This is a genomic window from Novosphingobium aerophilum, from assembly GCF_014230305.1.
In the GTDB taxonomy this organism is placed as follows: domain Bacteria; phylum Pseudomonadota; class Alphaproteobacteria; order Sphingomonadales; family Sphingomonadaceae; genus Novosphingobium; species Novosphingobium aerophilum.
Genome location: NZ_JACLAU010000006.1, coordinates 49,751 through 68,981, shown reverse-complemented (window position 1 = coordinate 68,981; position 19,231 = coordinate 49,751). Strand labels below are relative to the sequence as shown.

At 71.0% G+C, this 19,231-nt stretch carries 14 protein-coding genes; 2 read left to right on the top strand and 12 right to left on the bottom strand.

Annotation, left to right across the window (positions count from 1 at the left end):
• Positions 1–108: 108 nt before the first annotated feature.
• The 3 genes from H7F49_RS06320 to H7F49_RS06310 are packed head-to-tail and all read right to left on the bottom strand — an operon-like array spanning position 109 to position 3,851.
• Positions 109–1,737 carry an alpha-amylase family glycosyl hydrolase gene (locus H7F49_RS06320; protein WP_185682731.1) on the bottom strand — a complete coding sequence of 543 codons (1,629 nt, stop codon included), beginning with the start codon at positions 1,735–1,737 and terminating at the stop codon, positions 109–111.
• Positions 1,734–2,921 (bottom strand): cytochrome P450, encoded by a 1,188-nt coding sequence (locus H7F49_RS06315; protein WP_185682730.1) that lies wholly within the window; start codon positions 2,919–2,921, stop codon positions 1,734–1,736. The genes H7F49_RS06320 and H7F49_RS06315 overlap by 4 nt, the downstream gene beginning before the upstream one ends.
• A gap of 51 nt (positions 2,922–2,972) precedes the next feature.
• Positions 2,973–3,851, bottom strand: a complete 879-nt coding sequence (locus H7F49_RS06310; protein WP_185682729.1) for an AraC family transcriptional regulator — start codon at positions 3,849–3,851, stop codon at positions 2,973–2,975.
• A 407-nt stretch (positions 3,852–4,258) separates the two neighbouring features.
• Between H7F49_RS06310 and H7F49_RS06305 the strand changes: the two genes are divergently transcribed.
• A complete protein-coding gene (locus H7F49_RS06305) occupies positions 4,259–6,037 on the top strand; it encodes a M28 family metallopeptidase (RefSeq protein WP_235981954.1) in 1,779 nt (592 codons plus the stop codon).
• A gap of 90 nt (positions 6,038–6,127) precedes the next feature.
• Here the strand turns inward: H7F49_RS06305 and H7F49_RS06300 are convergent, their stop codons facing one another.
• The 9 genes from H7F49_RS06300 to H7F49_RS06260 form a co-directional block, all read right to left on the bottom strand.
• Positions 6,128–7,462 (bottom strand): spinster family MFS transporter, encoded by a 1,335-nt coding sequence (locus H7F49_RS06300; RefSeq protein WP_185682728.1) that lies wholly within the window; start codon positions 7,460–7,462, stop codon positions 6,128–6,130.
• Between the two features lie 150 nt (positions 7,463–7,612).
• Positions 7,613–8,098 carry an aminomethyltransferase family protein gene (locus H7F49_RS06295; protein ID WP_185682727.1) on the bottom strand — a complete coding sequence of 162 codons (486 nt, stop codon included), beginning with the start codon at positions 8,096–8,098 and terminating at the stop codon, positions 7,613–7,615.
• Entirely contained in the window at positions 8,091–10,985 is a 2,895-nt protein-coding gene (locus H7F49_RS06290; protein WP_185682726.1) for a 2Fe-2S iron-sulfur cluster-binding protein, read from the bottom strand. Before H7F49_RS06290 ends, H7F49_RS06295 begins: the two co-directional genes overlap by 8 nt.
• Positions 10,982–11,245 carry a sarcosine oxidase subunit delta gene (locus tag H7F49_RS06285; RefSeq protein WP_185682725.1) on the bottom strand — a complete coding sequence of 88 codons (264 nt, stop codon included), beginning with the start codon at positions 11,243–11,245 and terminating at the stop codon, positions 10,982–10,984. Before H7F49_RS06285 ends, H7F49_RS06290 begins: the two co-directional genes overlap by 4 nt.
• 12 nt (positions 11,246–11,257) lie before the next feature.
• Positions 11,258–12,517 (bottom strand): sarcosine oxidase subunit beta family protein, encoded by a 1,260-nt coding sequence (locus H7F49_RS06280; protein ID WP_185682724.1) that lies wholly within the window; start codon positions 12,515–12,517, stop codon positions 11,258–11,260.
• A complete protein-coding gene (locus H7F49_RS06275; RefSeq protein WP_185682723.1) occupies positions 12,514–13,680 on the bottom strand; it encodes an NAD(P)/FAD-dependent oxidoreductase in 1,167 nt (388 codons plus the stop codon). Before H7F49_RS06275 ends, H7F49_RS06280 begins: the two co-directional genes overlap by 4 nt.
• Before the next feature lie 16 nt (positions 13,681–13,696).
• Positions 13,697–15,283: an FAD-dependent oxidoreductase gene (locus tag H7F49_RS06270; protein WP_185682722.1), complete on the bottom strand. Its 1,587-nt coding sequence runs from the start codon at positions 15,281–15,283 to the stop codon at positions 13,697–13,699.
• Positions 15,280–16,536 carry a cystathionine gamma-synthase family protein gene (locus tag H7F49_RS06265; protein WP_185682721.1) on the bottom strand — a complete coding sequence of 419 codons (1,257 nt, stop codon included), beginning with the start codon at positions 16,534–16,536 and terminating at the stop codon, positions 15,280–15,282. The genes H7F49_RS06270 and H7F49_RS06265 overlap by 4 nt, the downstream gene beginning before the upstream one ends.
• On the bottom strand, positions 16,526–17,791 hold the full coding sequence (locus H7F49_RS06260; RefSeq protein WP_214647684.1) for an aromatic ring-hydroxylating oxygenase subunit alpha: 1,266 nt from the start codon (positions 17,789–17,791) through the stop codon (positions 16,526–16,528). Before H7F49_RS06260 ends, H7F49_RS06265 begins: the two co-directional genes overlap by 11 nt.
• A 242-nt stretch (positions 17,792–18,033) precedes the next feature.
• Between H7F49_RS06260 and H7F49_RS06255 the strand changes: the two genes are divergently transcribed.
• Positions 18,034–19,032: a LysR family transcriptional regulator gene (locus H7F49_RS06255; protein ID WP_235981951.1), complete on the top strand. Its 999-nt coding sequence runs from the start codon at positions 18,034–18,036 to the stop codon at positions 19,030–19,032.
• Positions 19,033–19,231 lie beyond the last annotated feature (199 nt).

Here is a 19,231-nt window from a genome sequence, read left to right as displayed (position 1 = left end):
CCGGTCGCCGGCTTCGTTAACCGGATCATTACGCAGGTAACCATCCGGGTCAAATGGCATTTGTGCCGCAAAGTGTAACAATCTTGCGACGGCGTGACCGATCGTGCGTCAAGGCCGCAACGATGCACAGCGCTGGGCCGGACCGGTGCAGAACAGCGCGGTCTGCCAGGGTTGCAGCCGCGCACCCTTGGCGCCGCCCAGCAGATCGGGTCGATCGCTGCCCGGTCCGGTGTAGACCGCGTCCCTGGCGGACAGGTTGGCCACCAGCACGAAGCTCTCGCCGGCCAGCCTGCGGCGCACCGCCAGCAGGTCGGGGGCGCTGTCGATCACCGTCTGGTCACCCCGCCGCAAGGCGACATGGCGCTGGCGCAGCCGCGCCAGCCGACGATAGTGTTCCAGCAACGAACCGGCGCGACCGGACTGTTCGGCGACCGAGCCGCCGTCATGATCGCGCGCGTTGCGCTGGTCCCAGTAGCGTTCGCCGGGGCGGCGATACCAGGTCGCCTGCCCGGCCGCGGCGTCGGTGGCGGCCCACTTGAACGCCTCGCGCAGCGGGATCTCCGCCTCGTCCGACGTGTAGCCGGTGTCACGGACCCCGCGCATGCCCAGCTCCTGGCCCTGGTAGAGGATCGGTGTCCCCTTGAGAAAGAACACCAGGGCGGCCGCGGTGCGCAGCTTCTCGGCATCGATGCCGGGGTCCGAGGCGGTCCGGGCGATGTCGTGGTTCTCGGCGAAGACCAACTGGAACTTGCCCGGTGGGGTGACCGCCGCGGTCTGCGTCAGGGCGGCGACCAGCGCGGCCTTGTCGAACCGGCGGAGCGCCTGCTGCAGCGGGAAGGCGAAGACCGCGGTCACGTCCGCCTGCGTGAAATAGTCCCCGCCGTAGCTGCTCCAGTCAGCCTGCTCGGCGATGAAGGCCAGGCGCGGGTTGATCGTCCGCAGCCGGGTGAAGGTGGGCCGCCAGAAGTCGGTGAACAGCCCGGTGAGGACTCCCCGGGAATCGAGATCGTCCATCATGTGATCGAGCCGGAACCCGTCCACCCCGTCATCGAAGCGGCCATCGCCGTTCGGATCGACCCAGTTCGCCAGATAGCGGTCGACCCAGGCGCGGACCGGCGGCGCCTTGAGGTCAACCGTGGTCACGTCCTGGCGGTCGCGCCCGAAATGGTCGAACGCGCGCAGGCCGAAGGGCCCCTCCGCCAGCACGCCGCGGGCGCGGTCATCCCACAGCAGGAGGTCCCCTGCGGGCGAGGTGGGTGCAGCCTTTGCCGCCGCCCACCAGGGATGCCCGGCGACGACGTACTGGAACTCCATGTCGAGATAGAGCTTGATCCCGGCCCGGTGCAGCGCGGCGACCAGGCGGCGATAGTCGGCCAGGGTGCCATAGGCCGGCTCGATCCCCTCGAAGCTGGTGGCGAAATAGTTGTGATAGGTCCGGCTGGGGTAGAGCGGGGTGAGCAACACGGCGGTCACACCCAGCGAGCGCAGGTAGGGGATGCTCGCGCGGATGCCGTTGAGATCGCCGATCCGGTCGCCGTTGCTGTCGCGGAAGCTGCGCACGAAGATGTGGTAGACCAGCTCGTCGGACAGGTCGGCCGAGACCGACGCCGTGGGCAAAGTCGGACCCGGGGCCGGAGCCGGGGCCAGGGCCGGAGCCGCCGCCGTGAGGCCGGTGGAGCCCGCCGCCAGCAGGGCCAGCGCGGCTGCCAGCGTACGGAGCAAGCGGTGTGCGATCATGTCCGGGCCTCCATGGCAACGTCCAGCGCGCGATAGCCCACCCAGCGCCGGTAGCTGTCCTGCTCGTCGTATTGCCGCTCCTCGCCGAGGATCGTGATCGCCCGGGTCCGCGCACCCAGATGATGGATCAGGCTGCGCAGGATCGCCCGGGCCTGAGCCGCGCCGAGGCAGGTGTGGATGCCGCTGCCGAAGCCGAGGTGCGGATTGGGCGAACGGTCGAGCCGGATCTCGTCGGGGCGGTCGAACACGGTCTCGTCGCGATTGGCCGAGGCCCAGCACAGCGACACCCGGCCATCGGCGGCGACCGGTTCGCCGCCCACCTCGGTCGGCTCGGGACAGACCCGGCCGATATGGGTCAGCGGCGAGACGAAGCGGACGAACTCTTCGGTGGCGAAGGCGATCCGCCGCGGGTCGGGCCAGATCGTCTCGAGCTCGGCGCGGTGCCCGGCGAAGTGGGCGACGATCCGGCTGACCGTGTGGATGACCGTGTCCCGCCCGCCGGCGAAGGCCAAGTTGGCGATCCCCACCTGCTCATCCGTGGTCAGACGTCGCCCGGCCACCTCGGCGCGCTGCAGCAGGGCGAAGACATCGTCGCCGCCACGGCCCGAGGCGGCGGCCAGCGCCCGGCGGATGTAGCGATCGAGCCCCTGCCCCCTGGCGCTCCCATCGCCGTCGCCGCCATCATGGAACACGTGGGTGCCCCAGCCGATCCATTCCTCGGCGGCGGCATCGGGCATGCCCAGCAGCAGGGCGAGGGCCCGCGATTGCAACGGCAAGGCGAAATCGCGCACCACCTCGATCCGCGGCCGGGCGACCGCGGCGTCGATCAGCCCGGCCACCAGGCGGTCAAGGCGGGCCTGGTAGGCGGGCTGCAGCGGGCGGAGGAAGACCGGCTTGAGCAGATCGCGGAACTGGCCGTGCAGCGGCGGATCGGCCTCGATCGGCAACTGGCGCACCGAACGGACCGCCTCTTCCGAGGGGATCGGCACCCGCATCGGCGCATCGGACGAAAAGGTTTGCCAGTCTTTCGCGGCGCGGCGCACCTCGGCATGTCGCAGGATCATCGGGATCGGCTCGCCGGCGAACCGGGCGGGCAGCACGCCCGATTGCACGCGGGCGGGACGGAAGGGGTCAATCTCGTCCGGGCTGGGCCTTGGCAGCGATTTCGGCAGGGTCTTTGGCATGAACGCCAGGATCGCACGGCCCGGGTGGCGGACGCAGCCCCCCGCAACCGCTCAATCGCTGTCGCGTGCTTGCCCTTGACGCCGGCCCGCGCGGTATTCGCTGGGCGCCACCCCGAACCGGCGGCGGAACTGCTCGGTCATGTGGGCCGGGCTGGCGAAGCCGGCCTGATGAGCGATCACGCTGACCCGCTCGCCGCTCGACAGCAGGCGCTGGGCCGCCAGTCGCAACCGGTAATCGCGCAGATAGGCGGAAAAGGTCTGCCCGAACACGCGCTTGAACGAGCGCGAGAAATAGGCCTCGGACAAGTGGCAGACGCTGGCCACCTCGCCCAGCGAGAGGGCCCGCGCGGGGTTTCGGGCAATCAGGTCGAGCGCGGGGCGCAAGCGGTCGAGCGCTCCGGTCGCCGGATCGGTGGTGGTGCTGGCGGCAGCGCCAGGGCCCACCGCGGCGACGGCGAACAGCGCGGCCAGGATCGCCGCGACCAGCGCCGCTGTGAGGTCGCGGTGGTGATCTTGCCCGGCCACCTCGACCAGCCAGTCAAACAGGCCATCGATCCGCTCGGCCGTCCGCCGGTCGAACGACACGGCCCGGCATCGGGCTGCCTCGCCGGGTCCGCTGCGGGCCATCAGCCCGTTGGTGAGGAAGGGATCGAGATGGACCAGGACCCAGGCGTGCCCACCCCCGGGAATGGCGAAATCATGCTGACGCATCGGCGGGACGAACACCAGCGTCCCGGGGCTCAGCGTGAACCGGCCATCCTCGGACACCAGCTCGCCCGAAACCTGGCGGAACCAGACCAGTTCGGCCGCATCGTGGAAGTGGGCGAAGCGGTCCGGGGCGCGGTCAGACGCCGCGGTGGTGACCCGCTCGGCCCGGATCAACGCGGCGGGATTGACCTCGACCGGCTCGCAGATGGACCCCCTGGGCATGGGGGCAGACTAGAGCCTGTCCTGTTGAGGTGGATGCGCCGGGATTGGGCGGAGCGGGTCGGTGGGGAGGCGCGGCGCGCCGCAGGGGCTGGTTGCCCCTGCAAGCGCCGCAACGCGGCCACCGGCCCGCTCCGCCCAACCCCTCCGGGGCGGGCCGATTTTGGTCCAGCGCAGCGTCCATCGTCGGTCACTATGCATCGGCATAGCTCCCTCCTCTCTCCTCGCGCTGAACCAAAATCAGCTCCGTCACGGCCTATCCACCTCAACAGGACTGGCTCTAGCAGTCGGGATGAGCGGGCGCGACCGCCTTTTGCGCGGGCGGCAAGGGATAATCCCAAGCCTTGCTTGCAACCCGGCCCGACCGGCTTATCGTCGAGCGCTTGTGTTCCCTGTTTCGCGAGTGTCCGATGCGTCCCCTTGCTGCCCGTCTGCTTCCCGGCCTGATCCCCGCCCTGCTGCTGGCCACCCCGCTTCATGCGATCGAGACGATCGAGGCCCTTGACCATGACCATGAGGCCGAGGCCGCCCCGGCGGCGCAACCTGCAGCCGGTGCCGTGGCCCCTGCTCCCGCCAGGGCCGAGGCGGACATGCCGCTCGATCCCCGTTTCTCGCCCGACCGGTTCAAGGCCGACGTGGCCTTCCTGGCCGACGACCTCCTTGAAGGGCGCGACATCGGCAGCCGTGGGCACGAGATCGCGGCCCGCTTCGTCGCCCAGCGTTTCGCCGCCCTGGGGCTCCAGCCGATGGGCGATGCTGGGCCCGATGGTACGCGCGGGTGGCTGCAGCGGATCACCTTCCAGAAGACCAGCTACACCAAGGACCCGGCAGGGCTGGAGATCACCGGAGCCAAGGGCAAGCTGGCCTTCGAGCATGGCAAGCAGGTGCTGGTCTCGGCCAGCGCCAATGACCGCGCGCTGGATGTCTCGGCGCCGCTGGTCTTCGTCGGCTACGGGATCGACGATGCCCGGGTGGGCATCAACGATTACGCCAAGCTCGACGTGAAGGGGAAGATCGTGGTCGTGCTGAGCGGCTTCCCGGTCGGCATGCCCAGCGAGGTGGGAGCGAACCTGTCGGCGACCAAGGCGCAGATGGCCGAACGGCACGGCGCGATCGGCGTAATCACGCTGGGCACCAACGCCTCGCTCAAGGTCCGGCCGTGGGAGCGCTCGATCCGTACGGCCCTAACCCCACGCTATGCCTGGGTGGGTACCGACGGCCGCGCAAACGAGGCCGCGCCGGGTGTGCGCCTGGCCGCGGCGGTCAATGACGAGGCCGCCGCCGCCCTGCTCGCGGGCGCACCGCGCACCCTGGCGCAGATCCGCGCCGAGGCGGACAAGCCGGGCGGGCGGCCCAAGGGCTTCCCGCTCAAGACCTCGGTCCGCGGCTTCGTCAGCAGCACAGCCGAGCGGATCACCAGCCCCAATGTCGTGGCGCTGCTGCCCGGCGCCGACGCGGCGCTGAAGAGCGAATACGTGGTCCTGTCGGCCCACCTCGACCACCTTGGCACGGGAGCGCCCAAGCCCGGCGAGGCCGCCACGGCGGACCGCATCTTCAACGGCGCGATGGACAATGCCGCAGGCGTCGCCACCACCCTGGCGGTCGCCCGGGCCATGGCCAATGAGCCGGCCCCGCGTCGCTCGGTCCTGTTCGTGGTCACGACCGGGGAAGAGCGCGGGCTGCTGGGTGCCGATTACTTCGCCAACCACCCGCCCGTGCCGGCCGCCGGGATCGTCGGCAATGTCGATCTCGACATGCCGGTGCTGCTCTACCCGTTCACCGATCTCGTCGCGTTCGGCGCCGATCACTCCACCCTCGGCCCGATCGTCGCGGCGGCGGTGAAGCCGATGCAGGTCGGGCTCAGCCCGGATCCCATGCCGGCCGAGACCCTGTTCGTGCGGTCCGACCACTATCGCTTCGTGCGCAAGGGTGTGCCGGCGGTGTTCCTGGCGACGGGCTTCGCCAATGGCGGCGAGCAGGCCTTCGGGACCTTCCTGGCCAAGGACTATCACCAGCCGACCGATGACCTGAACCTGGCCTGGAACTGGCGTGCCGGGGCGCGCTTTGCCGAAGCGAACTATCGCATCACGGTCGGCCTGGCGAATGGCGACAAGGCCCCGCAGTGGTATGCCGGCGATTACTTCGGCGAAACCTTTGCGCCGCAGGCAACCAAGGCGCCCCGACCCTAAGCCCGGACCGGACCGGGACAGCCGCGATCGGCAACCTCCTGGCAGCATGACCGCCGCCAGGGCCCATGGGCTGCCCCGCGCGGCTCCTGCTCAATCGGCCAGGCCCTCGGCCCGGCGCTGCTCGGCCAGGATGTTCCTGGTCGCCGCCCAGTAATGGTAGGCGGCCCACAGCCCGGTCGGCGCCAGCAGCAGCAGCGCGAACCGCAGCGAGGCGGCATCGGCCACGCCGCCCGTGGCGACATGATCGCTGACGAGGCCGACGAACTGCGGCGCGATCACCAGGTTGGCGATGTTCGCCATCAGCAGGGTCAGCGCGCAGGCCGTGGCCCGCATCTGCGCCGGGACGATGTTCTGCAGCAGCCCGAAGGACGGGCCGATGTAGAAGTACATCGCCGGGACAAACAGCCACAGGCACAGCTTGGCCACGCCCAGGTCGGCGGTCCAGTAGATGAAGAACGACGGCACGGTGATCAGCGCGACCACCACGGCCATCAGCACCAGCACCCGGCGCGGATCGGCCATGGCCTTGCTGGCCATCAGCACGGCGGTGAGCACGGTGGCGAGGCTCCCCGCGATCAGGTGCATCGGCCCCAGGATCTCGCCCGCTTCCCCTGCGGTGAGGTGATAGGCCCGCTGCAGGTAAGTGGGGGTCCACCACATCAGGCCCCAGCCCCACAGCGCGGTCACCGCCCCGCCCATCATCAGGTGCATCGTCGCGGGCTGGCGGATCAGGAAGCCCAGGCTCTGCGCCAGCGGCAGCGGCGGCGGGACCGCCCGGGCGCCCTGATCCATCGCCCCGCGGCGCGGTTCGCGCACGGTCAGCAGGATCAGCACGGCCAGCACGATCCCCGGTATGCCAAGCGCGATGAAGGCCTTGCGCCAGCCATAGAGATCGGCGACCTGCCCGGCCAGATCGGCTCCGATCCAGGCCCCCAGGCACGAGCCCAGCGCATAGACCGTCAGCGCCGCCGGGCGCTGGGCCGGGCGGAAGGTGTCGGCCAGCATCGAGGTCGACGGCGGGGTCCCGCCGCTCTCGCCGATGCCCACCCCGATCCGGGCGAGCAGCATCTGGGTGAAAGTGGCGGACAGGCCGGTCAGCACGGTCAGGAGCGACCACAGCGACAGGGCCCCGGCGATAATGTTGCGCCGGCTGAAGCGGTCGGCCAGGGCCGAGACCGGGATGCCGATGGTCACGTAGAACAGGGCCAGGGCGACCCCGGTGAGCAGGGCCACGCCGGAATCGCTCAGCTTCAGGTCGATCCGGATCGATTCCATCACCGTGGTGATGACATAGCGATCGGCGATGTTCATCGCGTAGACCAGGGCGAGGACAACCAGCACGTACCATTGCCGGGCGGTCGAGACGGAAGCGGCCTGGTCCGCAGCGGCGGGCGTTGCGCCGGACAAGGTCTGGGCCTCTTGCATGGTCAGTTCTCCCCACCGCCGGCCGGTCCTGCCCGGTCCCGACCGACGAGCATGGGGGCCGGCCCGGGCCGACCCTAATGCCAAAATGCGAAGCGGTCATCAGGCCAGCGCATCGGGCCAGCACCTCGGGTCAGCGCGTCGGGTCAGCTCTCAGGCAAGCCCGGCGGCGACCCGGCGCCAGCCGGCGACCAGCGGCTCGGCATAGCTGGCCGGGACCAGCACCTCGCACTGCCCCTCGGCGATCACGTGGAGCGTCACCGCGACATGGGCGATGATCGTCGCGGCGGTGCAGCCGGGACCGAAGGCGGCCTGCTCGGCGTCGAACACGCCATCGTGCATCAGCACCGCGCGCCAGCCCGGCCCGCTCAGCCGCGCCCGCATCAGCCCTCCGCCGATCGCGGTCAGCGCCCCGTGCGGCCCGAGCGCCAGTGCGATCGCGGCCGGGTCGAACCCCGCCCCGTCGAGCAGCCAGACCAGGGGTTGCTGACGCAGCACCTGGCGCCCCTCGATTCCGGCGCTGCGTCCCGCGGCGGGCAGGGCATGGCCGAGCGCCGCGGCGATCGCATCGCCCCCCGCAGCGTCCCACAGCTCGAGCGCGTGGATCGGCCCGGCCTCGTCCAGGGTCACCTCAGTCACGGTAGCGCGCCCCTTCCGGATCATAGAACAGCGGCGGCCCGATCCGGACCGGCACGTCCAGGCCGCGGGTGGCCGACCAGGCGTGCAGGGTCTCGCCGTGGCGGCTGGCCCCGTCGCGCAGCAGGGCCAGGCCGATCCAGCCCTCCCCCGCCACCCGCGGCGCGGCCGTGGTGACATGGCCCTGCGGCTCATCCCCGGCGCGGCCTACCAGCATGGCGCCCTCGGGCAGGGGACCGGCCAGCGATTCCACTCCGACCAGGTGGCGCCGCCCTGCCGGATCCGCCAGCACCGGGCGCTGCAGTCCCTGCCAGCCGACAAAACCACCGGCCTTGCGAACCATGCCGCCCAGCCCGAGATCGGCCGGAGTGCCCCGCCCATCGACCTCGGCGCCGACCACCACATGGCCCTTCTCCACCCGCAGGTGGTCCATGGCATCGAGGCCATAGGCCCCGCCCCCGGCCTCTTGCGCCGCCGCCAGCAGCGCGGCCCAGACCGCGGCGATCCGGTCGCCCGGGGCATAGACCTCGAACGCGCGCTCGCCGCTGTAGCTGGCCGCGAGCACCAGCACCGCGGTCCCGGCGATCGCGGTACGGTGGCAATGCATGTGCAACGGGGCGGCATCGCCGGTGAGTCGCTCCAACACCGCGGTTGCCCGCGGGCCGGCCAGAGCGGCCGCGCAATGGTGCTCCTGCAGGTTGACCACACTGACCCTGAGGTCCGGCGCCAGCACGTTGCGGACGTAGGACAAGTGCTGCGCCATCCGGTCCGCCCCGCCGGTCGAGCTGGTCAGCAGGAAGCGCTCCTCGGCGATGCGCCAGACCGTGCCGTCATCGAACACGAGGCCATCCTCGCGCAGCATGAAGGTGTAGCGTCCCCGGCCGACCGCCAGGCGCCCGACCGTGGTGGCGCAGACCCGTTCGAGCAGGGCTGCTGCATCGGGCCCGGCGATCTCGAAGGTGGCGAGGGTCGACACGTCGACCAGCCCGACCCGGCTTCGCACCATCCGCGCCTCGCGCAGCGAGGCCTCGCCGGGGGTCTCGCCGGGCTGCGGATAGGCACGTGGTCGGAACCAGTAGCCCGAGGGCAGCCAGATCGCGCCGAGCGCCTCGTGCGCGGCGTGGAGGCGCAGGCGGCGCACCGGCCCGGCATGGTCACCCACCGCCGGGCCGGCAAAGGCGCCCAGCGTGGTCGGGGTGTAGGGCGGGCGGAAGGTGGTGAGCCCGGCCTGGGGGATCGCCACGCCCTGCGCCTGGGCCAGCCGGGCGAGCGCCGCCATGTTGGAGGTCTTGCCCTGGTCGGTCGCCATGCCGAGCGTGGTGTAGCGCTTGAGATGCTCGACCGAGCGATAGCCCTCGCGCCAGGCGAGATCGATATCGTCGAGCGTCACGTCGTTCTGGAAATCGACGAAGGCCTTGCCCGGCAGCCGCGCCGGGATCACCGCCGCGGCGGCGGGTTGCGCGGGCCCGCACGGGTCCTCGACGGCGAAGTCGCGGGCCGCCCCGCCGCCCGCTTCCCAGGCTTCGGCGAGGATCGCCGCGAGCACCGACCGGCCGGCCGCCGCACCGAGCGAGCGCTGGCCTTGCCGCGACGGGCCCGGCACGAAGGCCTGGGTGACCTCGTCCCAGTCCAGCTCGCCGCCGGCCTGCTTGTGCAGGTGAACCACCGGGGTCTGGCCGCCCGCCATCGCCAGCAGATCGGCGGCGAAGGCCTGCGTCCGGCCCGCGACCTCGGCCGTGACCCCGGCCAGGCGGTGTCCGCTTGTCCGGGTGGCGATCGGGCGCGCCGCGGCAAAGACCGGAAACCGTGCCCGGGCCCGCTCGACCAGATCGCCCTCCGGCGTGGCCCGGCCGTCGAGCACCGCCACCACCTCGGCCCCGGCCTCGGCCAGGGCGAAGGCCGTGCGATAGCCGTCATCATGGCTGGTCGCGATCACCGCCCGTCGCCCGGGGACCACCCCGAACCGCCGGACATAGCCGCGCACCGCCTGGCTGAGCATCACTCCGGGCCGGTCATTGCCGGCAAAGGCCAGCGGCCGCTCGATCGCCCCGGTGGCCAGGAGCACGCGGCCGCACCGCACCTTCCAGAGCCGCTGCGCCAGCCTGGAGGCGCCCGGGGCCTGCCCCGGCTCGGCCAGCCGTTCGACCACGGTGACCAGATTGCCGTCCCAGTAGCCATTGGCCGTGGCGCGCAGCAGCACCCGCCCGCCCGCCATGCGGATGCGCTGCGCCGCGGCCTCGGCCCAGGGGACGCCGGCCATCCCGTCGATCGTCACCGGATCGCGCAGCAGCGCCCCGCCGACCCGCGCGTCCTGCTCGACCAGCATGACCCGCTGCCCGGCCTCGGCCGCGGCCAGCGCGGCGGCGAGCCCGGCCGGGCCCGCGCCGACCACCAGCAGATCGCAGAACGCGGCGCGGTGGGCGAACCCGTCGGGGTCCGGCTCGACCGGCGGCGCGCCCAGCCCGGCGGCCTTGCGGATGAACCGCTCGTAGATCATCCAGCGCCGCGGCGGACCGAAGAAGGTCTTGTAGTAGAACCCGGCCGGAATCAGCCGCGCCAGCCAGCCGTTGACCGCCCCCAGGTCCAGGTCGAGGCTGGGCCAGGCGTTCTGGCTGAAGGCCTCGAGCCCGTCATAGACGATGACGTCGGTCGCCCGGGTGTTGGGCTCGCGCCGGCCCCCGGTGCCGACGGTGACCAGCGCCGAGGGTTCTTCCACCCCCGCCGCCATGATCCCGCGCGGGCGGTGATACTTGAAGCTGCGCGCGACCAGCGTGACCCCGTTGGCGAGCAGGGCGGCGGCCAGGGTATCCCCGGCCCGCGCCTCGTAAGCGCGCCCGTCGAAGCGGAAGCGCACCAGCGGACGGGTCAGGCGGGCGGCGGGACCGGTCATGGCAGCGCCTCCGGCCCGAGCGGGCGGACCGAGAGAATGGCATGGCTCACCCGATCGCGGCGCAGCACCATCCACCCGCGGCAGCCGAAGGTGTGGCGCCAGATCTCGTCGTCCTCCCCCCGCGGGTTGGCCCGGGCGTAGAGCGCGGCCATGGCCGCGTCGGGCGCGTCCTCGATCCGCACCAGACTGTCCAGAGTGCGGTCGTAGCCGAACTCCTCCTGGGCGCGGGGTCCGCAGTGCGGGCAGTCGATCAGCAGCATGGGTCCTGTTCCCTACCGGTGCTGCGGCATCGGGCCGACCCCGGCCTCGTCGATCGTCCGGCCCACCGCGAAGCGGGCCAGGTCGAAGGGGGCGGCGATCGGGTGGGGCGATCCGGTGGCGAGGTGATGGGCATAGAGGTGGCCCGATCCGGGCGTCGCCTTGAACCCGCCATAGCACCAGCCGCCGTTGAGATGGAGGTTGCGCAGGGGCAGGTCGCCGATGATCGGCGAACCGTCGAAGCTCATGTCGGTCACCCCCGACCAGCAGCGCACCATGCGCAGACGGCTGAGCGCCGGGACCAGGGCGATGGCCTGGGCGATGGCGTCTTCCAGCCGCATCGGCTGGCCGCGCTGGGCATAGGAGGGAAAGCCGTCGGGATCGCCGCCCGCCACGATCCCGCCCTTGTCCGACTGCGAGATGTAGCAGTGCAGCGATTGCGACATGATCACCGTGTCGATCATCGGCTTGACCGGTTCGGTGACATAGGCCTGCAGGGTGTGGCTTTCGATCGGCAGGCGGATGCCTGCCAGCCCGGCGACATGGCCGCTGTGGCCGGCGACGCAGATCGCCACCTTGCCCGCGGCGATCGTCCCGCGCGTGGTCTCCACCCCGGTCACCGCATCGCCCTGGCGGGTAAAACCGGTGACCTCGCAGTTCTCGATGATGTCGACCCCCAACCGGTCGGCAGCGCGGGCATAGCCCCAGGCCACGGCATCATGCCGCGCGGTCCCGCCACGGCGCTGGATCAGCCCGCCCTGCACCGGCCAGCGCGCCGTGGGCGAACAGTCGAGCAGCGGCACCAGCCGGCGCACTGCGGCCAGGTCCAGCAGCTCGGCATCGATCCCCATCGCCCGCAGCGAATCCCCGCGTTCGGCCAGGCGGGTCATGTCGGCATCGGAATGGCCGAGGAACAGCGCGCCCCGGGGCGAGAACATCACGTTGTAGTTGAGCTCGTCCGACAGGCCTTCCCACAGCTTCAGCGAGTGTTCGAGGAGGCGCTGCAGCTGCGGCTGGCGGTAATTGGACCGGACGATGGTGGTGTTGCGCCCGGTGTTGCCGCCGCCGATCCAGCCCTTTTCGACCACGGCCACTTTGCGCACGCCGTGCTGGCTGGCGAGGTAATAGGCCGTGGCGAGGCCATGCCCGCCGCCGCCGATCACCACCACGTCATAGGGCCCGTCCGGCTCGGCCGCGCGCCAGGCGCGGCCCCAGTGGCGGTGCCCGCCCAGCGCCCCGCGCAGCAGGGCCAGCGCCGAATAGCGTCCGCTCACGCGCGCAGCGCCTCCGCCCCGGGCAGGGGTTCCCACCCGCGCCGGGCGCGCCAGTCCGGCTCGAGCCCGGCGAAGCGCGACAGGGCCAGCTTGTCGATGTCGGTGAAGGAGACCTTGCCGTCGATCACCAGATCGCGGATCGCGTGGCCCGAGGCCGGCGACAGGCCGAAGCCGACCCCCGACAGCGTGGCCACGGTGACATTGTCGGGATGGGACAGGCGATCGATGATCGGGCGGCCATCGGGGGTGTTCTCGATGATCCCCGACCACGACCGGATGACCTTGAGCTGCGCCGCTCCCGGGAGCATTTCGGCCACGCGCTTGGCCAGGTTGCGGGCCAGCGGCGAGGACGGGCGCGCCGCCGGGCCGCCGGGTTCTGTCAGCAGCCATTCGTGCGGGCCCCCGCCATAGGCGAGGTTGCCGCGCCGGGTCTGGCGGCCATAGAGCCCGTTGCCGTCCACCCCGCCCCACTGCATCAGCGGGGCCGGTTCGGTCACGATCATCTCGGCCCGCGCTGCGGCCAGCGGCACGTCGATCCCCAGCGGGGCGAGCAGCCCGGCGATCTGCGGGCCGGCGGCGACCACCAGGGCATCGCAGCCCAGTTCGCCCTGGGGCGTGACCACCCCGGTCACCCGCCCGCCCGCCGTGGTCAGCGACAGCGCCGGGCAATGCTGGATGATCCGCCCGCCCAGGTCCTGCGTCGCCCAGGCATAAGCCTGGACCGTGCGCTGCGGATTGGCGTGGCCGCCGAAGCGCAGGTGGATGCCGCCCAGGCAGTTGTCCCCCGCCATGGGCACCATCTGCCGCGCCTGCTGCGCATCGATCCGGTCCACCCGATAGCCCATGTCGCCGCACATCCCGGCGATGTAGTGGTAATGCTCGAGCTGCTTCTCGGTGACCGCGATGATCACCCGTTCGGCCTGGAACTCGGTGGGATAGCCCAGCAGCGCGTCCATCTGCGGCCACATCCGCTGTTCCTCGTCGAACAGCGGGCTCTGGTAATGCGAAGCGCCGCCGCCGTTGCGGCTCGAGGCTTCCCAGCCGACCACGCCCTTGTCGAGCACCAGCACGTCGACGCCCGAGCGCGCCAGCCACCAGGCGGCGGAGAGGCCGGTCACCCCGCCGCCGATCACGATCACGGAAGCCCCGCGATTTGAACTCATCGCCGCGTCTCCGCCGTCACAGGTGCATGTTGCCGCCAAGCGCGCGGCGATGCTGTTCCTCGCGCTCGGTGCCGATGTCGCGATAGGGGGTCCACTGGGTGGGGATGCCGAACCACACGTCCCACCCGTCCTTCATGGCCTGGTCCTCGGCCCAGTCGGCGAGGACGCCGAGTGCCACCGGACGGACCGGTGCCCGCCACCCGGCGCGCGGCGCCTGGGCCATCGGCAGGTTGGAGGCCATGGCCAGCAGCATGCCCACCTGTTCGCGGCAACGCCGGGCCTGGCACACGCCCATGCAGGCGCGGGTCAGCCGCTTGACCTGCTCCTGGTCGGGCGGGCCATCCTCGAGCAGGGTGGCGAGCGAGCGGGCCCGCATCTTTTCGCCGCGTTCCAGATAGTTGGGCGGCTGGACGTCGAGCAGGTCGGCGCGGCTGACCTCCTCGCACTGGCAGACGATCACGCGATCGTCCGAAGCGGCGACCAGCGCCCGCAGCCAGGCCTCGCGGTAAGCGAGCCGGTCCACCGCGGTGACGGGTTCGGGGCGCAAGGGCGCGCCGTCAGGATCGTGCCCGAGCGCGCGGCGGGCGGCGGCGCGGCCCTCGGCGGCGGCCTGCGCCTCGTTCAGGCCCAGCCCGGCGCAGTCCCCGGCAAGGAAGATCCCGGGCAGGGCGAGCCCGGCGCGCGCCTGCGGGACATGCCCGCCACGCGCCGGATCGGTGACGATGCGCCCGCCGGCGGCATCGAGCAGTTCGATCGCGGGGACCATGTCGATCGCCAGGCAGATCGTGTCGCAGGCGATGGTTTCGGCCTCACCCCCGCCGAGCGGCGCGATCACGGCGGCGCGCACCCCGTCGATCCCGCCCTGCGCCTCGCGCAGCACGCTGCCGCAATGGACCGCCACCCCGGCCAGCTTCAGCGCGGCCATCTCCGCAAGGTCGCCGACCGGCGCCGCGGCGGTTTCGATCATGGCGGCCACCTCCAAGCCCCGCCCCAGCGCCAGCCGCGCCGTGGCGATGGCCAGATCCCCGGTGCCCAGGATCACGATGCGGCGGCCGGCGAAGGCATCGTAGCGGGTCAGCAGGGCATGCAGCCCCTGCGCGCCCATCACCCCGGGCTGGTCCCAGCCGGTGAACGACAGCGCCAGATCGCGTGCGCCGGTGGCCAGGACGATCGCCTTGAACCCCACGGTCCACGAACGCTCCTCGTCGGCCAGGCCCAGCATCGGTTCGGGGAGGGCCGCCAGGTTGGCGTGGTTGCGCCACAGCCCCCAGGCATAGACGCCCAGTTGCAGCTCGACCCCGGCCTCCATCGCCTGTTCGAACAGGGGCTGCGCCATGAACACCTGTTCGATCATCCGGTCCTTGGTCTGGACCGCGCCGGTCATCCGTCCGCCGAACCAGTAGGGCACGTCATTGCCCATCTGCGCCCCGGCGACCGGGTGTTCGTCGACCAGCAGCACGCTGGCCCCCAGGGCGGCGCCTTCCAGCGCGGCGGCCAGCCCGGCGGGCCCGGCCCCGACCACGACCAGATCGAAATGCTGGTCGGCCCCGGGCAGCTTGCGGTTGATGGCGTAGGGATCGTGCCCGGTAAACTCGTCGCTCACACCGCCTCCAGCGCCTGCGCCAGATCGGCGATCAGGTCGTCGACATGCTCGATCCCCACCGACATGCGGATCGTCCCATCGGTGATGCCACCGGCCAGCCGCCGTTCCGGGCTCACCGCGTAATGCGTGGTGCTGGCCGAATGGCAGACCAGCGTTTCCGACCCGCCCAGGCTGACCGCGACCTTCATCAGCCGCAGGTGGTCGAGCAGACGGAAGGCCTCGGCCTCGCCGCCCTTGAGGTGGAACGAGAAGGTCGATCCCGCCCCCTGGCACTGGGCATCGAACACCGCGCGCTGCGGCGAACCCTGGGGCAGGAAGCCCAGATAGGTGATCCCGGCCACCTTGGGATGATCGCGCAGGAAGGTGGCAATCGCCGCGGCATTGCTCATCGCCCGTTCGGAGCGGACATGGACGCTCTCCATCGAGCGCAGCACCAGCCACGAGGTGAACGGGTCAAGATGGCTGCCGAGCGTGGTGCGCAGCAGTTGCAGCGGCTGGATCAGCGCAGCCTTCCCCGAAACCCCGCCCGCCAGCAGATCGCTGTGCCCGCCGCAGTACTTGGTCAGCGAGGTCATGCACAGGTCCACGCCCAGCGCGATCGGGCGCTGCGCGAAGGGGCCGAGCAGGGTGTTGTCGCAGACCACCACCGGGCGGCGACCGGTGCGCCGGCCGATCTCGTCAGCGACCGCCACGATCATCGGCAGGTCGGTGATCGCCGCGGTGGGGTTGGCGGGGGTCTCGATCACGATCAGCGCCAGCGGCCCGGCGGCAAGCGCGCGCTCGGCCTGGGCCATGACATGATCGCGGCTGCACCCGTCGGTGATGTCGAAGGCGGAAATGCCGAAGCCGGGCATGACCAGATTGTAGAGCCCGTCGGTGCCGCCATAAATCGGGCGCGAATGGAGCACGCTGTCGCCCGGGCGGAGATGGGCGAGGGCGATCGCGCTGTGCGTCGCCATGCCCGAGGCGAAGACCGCCGCGGCCTCGGCCCCGTCAACCTGGGCGAGCCGGTCCTCCAGCATGGTGAGGTTGGGGTGGCCGAGACGCGAATAGATGTAATGGGTCTGGCCGACCTCGGGGCCGGTCCCGTCGAAGTAGGCTTCGTGGATCGCCTTGGCCTGGGCCGCGGATTCGTAAACGAAGGTGCTGGTCAGGTAGACCGGCGGCTTGGCCGCGCCCTGGGCCCGGGCGGGATCGTAGCCGGCGGCGACGGCGGCTGTCTCGGGGCGGACGCTGGCCGGTTCATGCGGCATGCGCCGCTCCTTCCGCATAGGACAGGGCTCCTCCCATGGTGCCGGCCTGTTGTTCGATATAGGCGCGGGCCTTGGTGCAGTACCAATCGACGAAGCGCAGGACCAGCACCTCGGCATCGGGGGAATAGGGCCCGGGGCGATAGCCGGGGCTGTCCACCCCGGCCTGGTTGTTCTCGGCCAGGTCCTTGTCCTGCTGGTTGGTGATGTTCCACAGCTCGATCAACTGGGCCCGGTCATAGTCGACCCCTTCGACCGCATCCTTGTGGACCAGCCACTTGCCGGTCACCAGCGTCTCGCGCGGGCCGATCGGCATGGCGCTGAAGAAGAACAGGTGATCGCCCACGGCATGGGCGAAACTGTGCGGTTCCAGCGCCCAGCGCAGCGAGCCGATATCCCCCTCCGCCGCGCCGACCATCGGGCGGGCGACGATCGGTTCGCCGTCCATCGACATCGAGCGCATGCCCGGGTTGAGCGGGAAGCGGATCGCCTGCCACCAGTCCTCGCCCGCCGGGCCGACCGGCAGGCCATGCTCGGCCATGCGCGCCTCGAAGGTGGCCGCATGATCGGCCCCGCCGAACTCGAAATAGGACGACACCTCGACCGGGAAGGTCTTGGCCAGTTCGGGGTGCCCGGCCTGGCAGTGATAGCATTCGCGGCCGTTTTCCAGCACCAGCTTCCAGTTGGCGTATTCGGTCAGGGTCTCGACATGGGCGACCTTGGCGTTGGCCAGATCGTGGGGGGCCAGCAGCGCGGTCATGTCGCGGCGGAACACCTCGAACGGGGGCGGCGTCTCGGCCAGGCAGATGTAGATCACCCCGGCCACGGTCTCGACATGGACCTCGCCCAGTCCATGCTCGGCGCGGTCGAAATCCTCGGGCATGCGCATGGCGGACAACAGGGAGCCGTCCAGGTTGTAGGTCCAGCGGTGATAGGGGCAGACCAGCCGGGGTGCCTTGCCGGTGCCTTCCTTGCACAGCATCGCCCCGCGGTGCCGGCACGAATTGTGGAAGGCCCGGATCTGCCCGGCCCGGTCGCGGACCAGCAGGATCGGCCAGCGCCCGACCTTGAACGAGGAATAGGACCCGGCTTCGGGCAGTTCGCATTCGAACCCGGCCATCAGCCAGGACTGGCCGTAGATCGCCGTCAGATCGAACTCGAAGACGGCCGGATCGGTGTAGAGCGCCTGCGGGAGGCTGTGGCCCGCGCGTCGTTCATCCAGCAAGGCCTTGATTTCGCCCAGGTCCACCCGCGCCATCCTTTTTGCCTGGCCTTCCGGACATCGCGCGGACGCCCGGGGTCAGCCCCTTGCAGCGCATCCGCGCGCGACCCTCGCTCGAGCCGCGACGGAGCCCCGTGTCCCCGACGTTGCACGGGGCAGGCATGGCCGCGAATCCCATTAAGTCATGCAGTCATGCGAATTTGGCCGCGCCGAGCCCGCGCCCGGCCCGCTTTTCGATTTGACCTGGATCAATGCACGGCGCAATTTCCGCCCAACCCATGGGAGTGCACGCGATCGGACCGCATGGCTTCATCAACCGGCGCTGGCTGCCCCTCAACGCGCTGCGCGCGTTCGAGGCGGTCGGCAGCCGACTGAGTTTCACCGCGGGCGCCCAGGCCCTGACCGTCACGCAGAGCGCGATGAGCCGGCACGTCAGCAGCCTGGAAGACCTGATCGGCAAGCCCCTGTTCGAACGCAGCGCCAGCGGCCTGCGGCTGACTCCCGCGGGCGAGATGCTGCTGCCGGTCGTAAGCAAGTGCCTCGACCGGATCGAGCAGACGCTCAACATGGTCCGCGACCAGACGCTGGAAAGCCGGCCGCTGCGGGTCCATATCCCGCCCTCGCTGCTCTACCAGACCGCGCTGCCCCTGCTCCACGGCTTCCGCCGCGAGCACCCGGATATCCGCATCGACGTCTGCACCTCCAACGTCACCGGCCCGCCGCCCGGCAATGTCGACGTTGCGATCGTGTTCGACCGGCCGAATGTCGATGACCGGGTGACCGATCTCCTGTGGATGGTCCGGGTCGCGCCGCTGTGCTCGCCGGGGACCTGGGAGCAGCACCGCGGCAAGACGTTGGAGCAGTTCCTGAACGACACCGAACTGCTTCACGTCAAGCTGGAGAACGAACCGCGCAGCCTGCTGTGGAGCTCTTATGCCGACCAGCAGCGCATCGCGCTCGACTGCCGCGGCGGGCTGGCCTTCGACACCGCCTTTTCGGCGGTGCGCTATGCGATCGGCGCCTCGGGCGTGGTCCTGGCCGATATCGACATGTTCGCCTCCGAGATTTCCGCGGGCAATCTGGTCATGCCGTTCGAGGCGGTCGCCGCCGACGGCTATGGCTACTACCTGAAGATGCACGCCGAGGACCTGGCCGACCCCGCCCTGTTCCTGTTCCGCGACTGGATCATCCGCCACTTCGCCGGCGGCGCCGCGCATCACGAGGCGCGCGGCGACATGAGCGTCCCGGTCGAACTGCCCTCGCGCCTGGCGGGGTGAGCGCGGTGTTCCGGCCGGCCGTATTGGGCGCGGGTCGGCGTATGCGGGTTGGAACGACGGCAAGCGCCTGAAGTCGGACCTTTGCTTCCTCCCCGGTACGGGGAGGGGGACCACCGAAGGTGGTGGTGGGGCACTCTCCGTGGGGCACGGCAGCTGGTCAAGGCGGGGTCCCCCTCCACCATCCTGCGGATGGTCCCCC

Coding starts and splice junctions, on each gene's coding strand:
- H7F49_RS06320 (WP_185682731.1), bottom strand. CDS start 1,737: ATGATCGCACACCGCTTGCTCCGTACGCTGGCAGCCGCGCTGGCCCTG.
- H7F49_RS06315 (WP_185682730.1), bottom strand. CDS start 2,921: ATGCCAAAGACCCTGCCGAAATCGCTGCCAAGGCCCAGCCCGGACGAG.
- H7F49_RS06310 (WP_185682729.1), bottom strand. CDS start 3,851: ATGCCCAGGGGGTCCATCTGCGAGCCGGTCGAGGTCAATCCCGCCGCG.
- H7F49_RS06305 (WP_235981954.1), top strand. CDS start 4,259: ATGCGTCCCCTTGCTGCCCGTCTGCTTCCCGGCCTGATCCCCGCCCTG.
- H7F49_RS06300 (WP_185682728.1), bottom strand. CDS start 7,462: ATGCAAGAGGCCCAGACCTTGTCCGGCGCAACGCCCGCCGCTGCGGAC.
- H7F49_RS06290 (WP_185682726.1), bottom strand. CDS start 10,985: ATGACCGGTCCCGCCGCCCGCCTGACCCGTCCGCTGGTGCGCTTCCGC.
- H7F49_RS06285 (WP_185682725.1), bottom strand. CDS start 11,245: ATGCTGCTGATCGACTGCCCGCACTGCGGACCCCGCGCCCAGGAGGAG.
- H7F49_RS06275 (WP_185682723.1), bottom strand. CDS start 13,680: ATGAGTTCAAATCGCGGGGCTTCCGTGATCGTGATCGGCGGCGGGGTG.
- H7F49_RS06265 (WP_185682721.1), bottom strand. CDS start 16,536: ATGCCGCATGAACCGGCCAGCGTCCGCCCCGAGACAGCCGCCGTCGCC.
- H7F49_RS06260 (WP_214647684.1), bottom strand. CDS start 17,791: ATGGCGCGGGTGGACCTGGGCGAAATCAAGGCCTTGCTGGATGAACGA.
- H7F49_RS06255 (WP_235981951.1), top strand. CDS start 18,034: ATGGGAGTGCACGCGATCGGACCGCATGGCTTCATCAACCGGCGCTGG.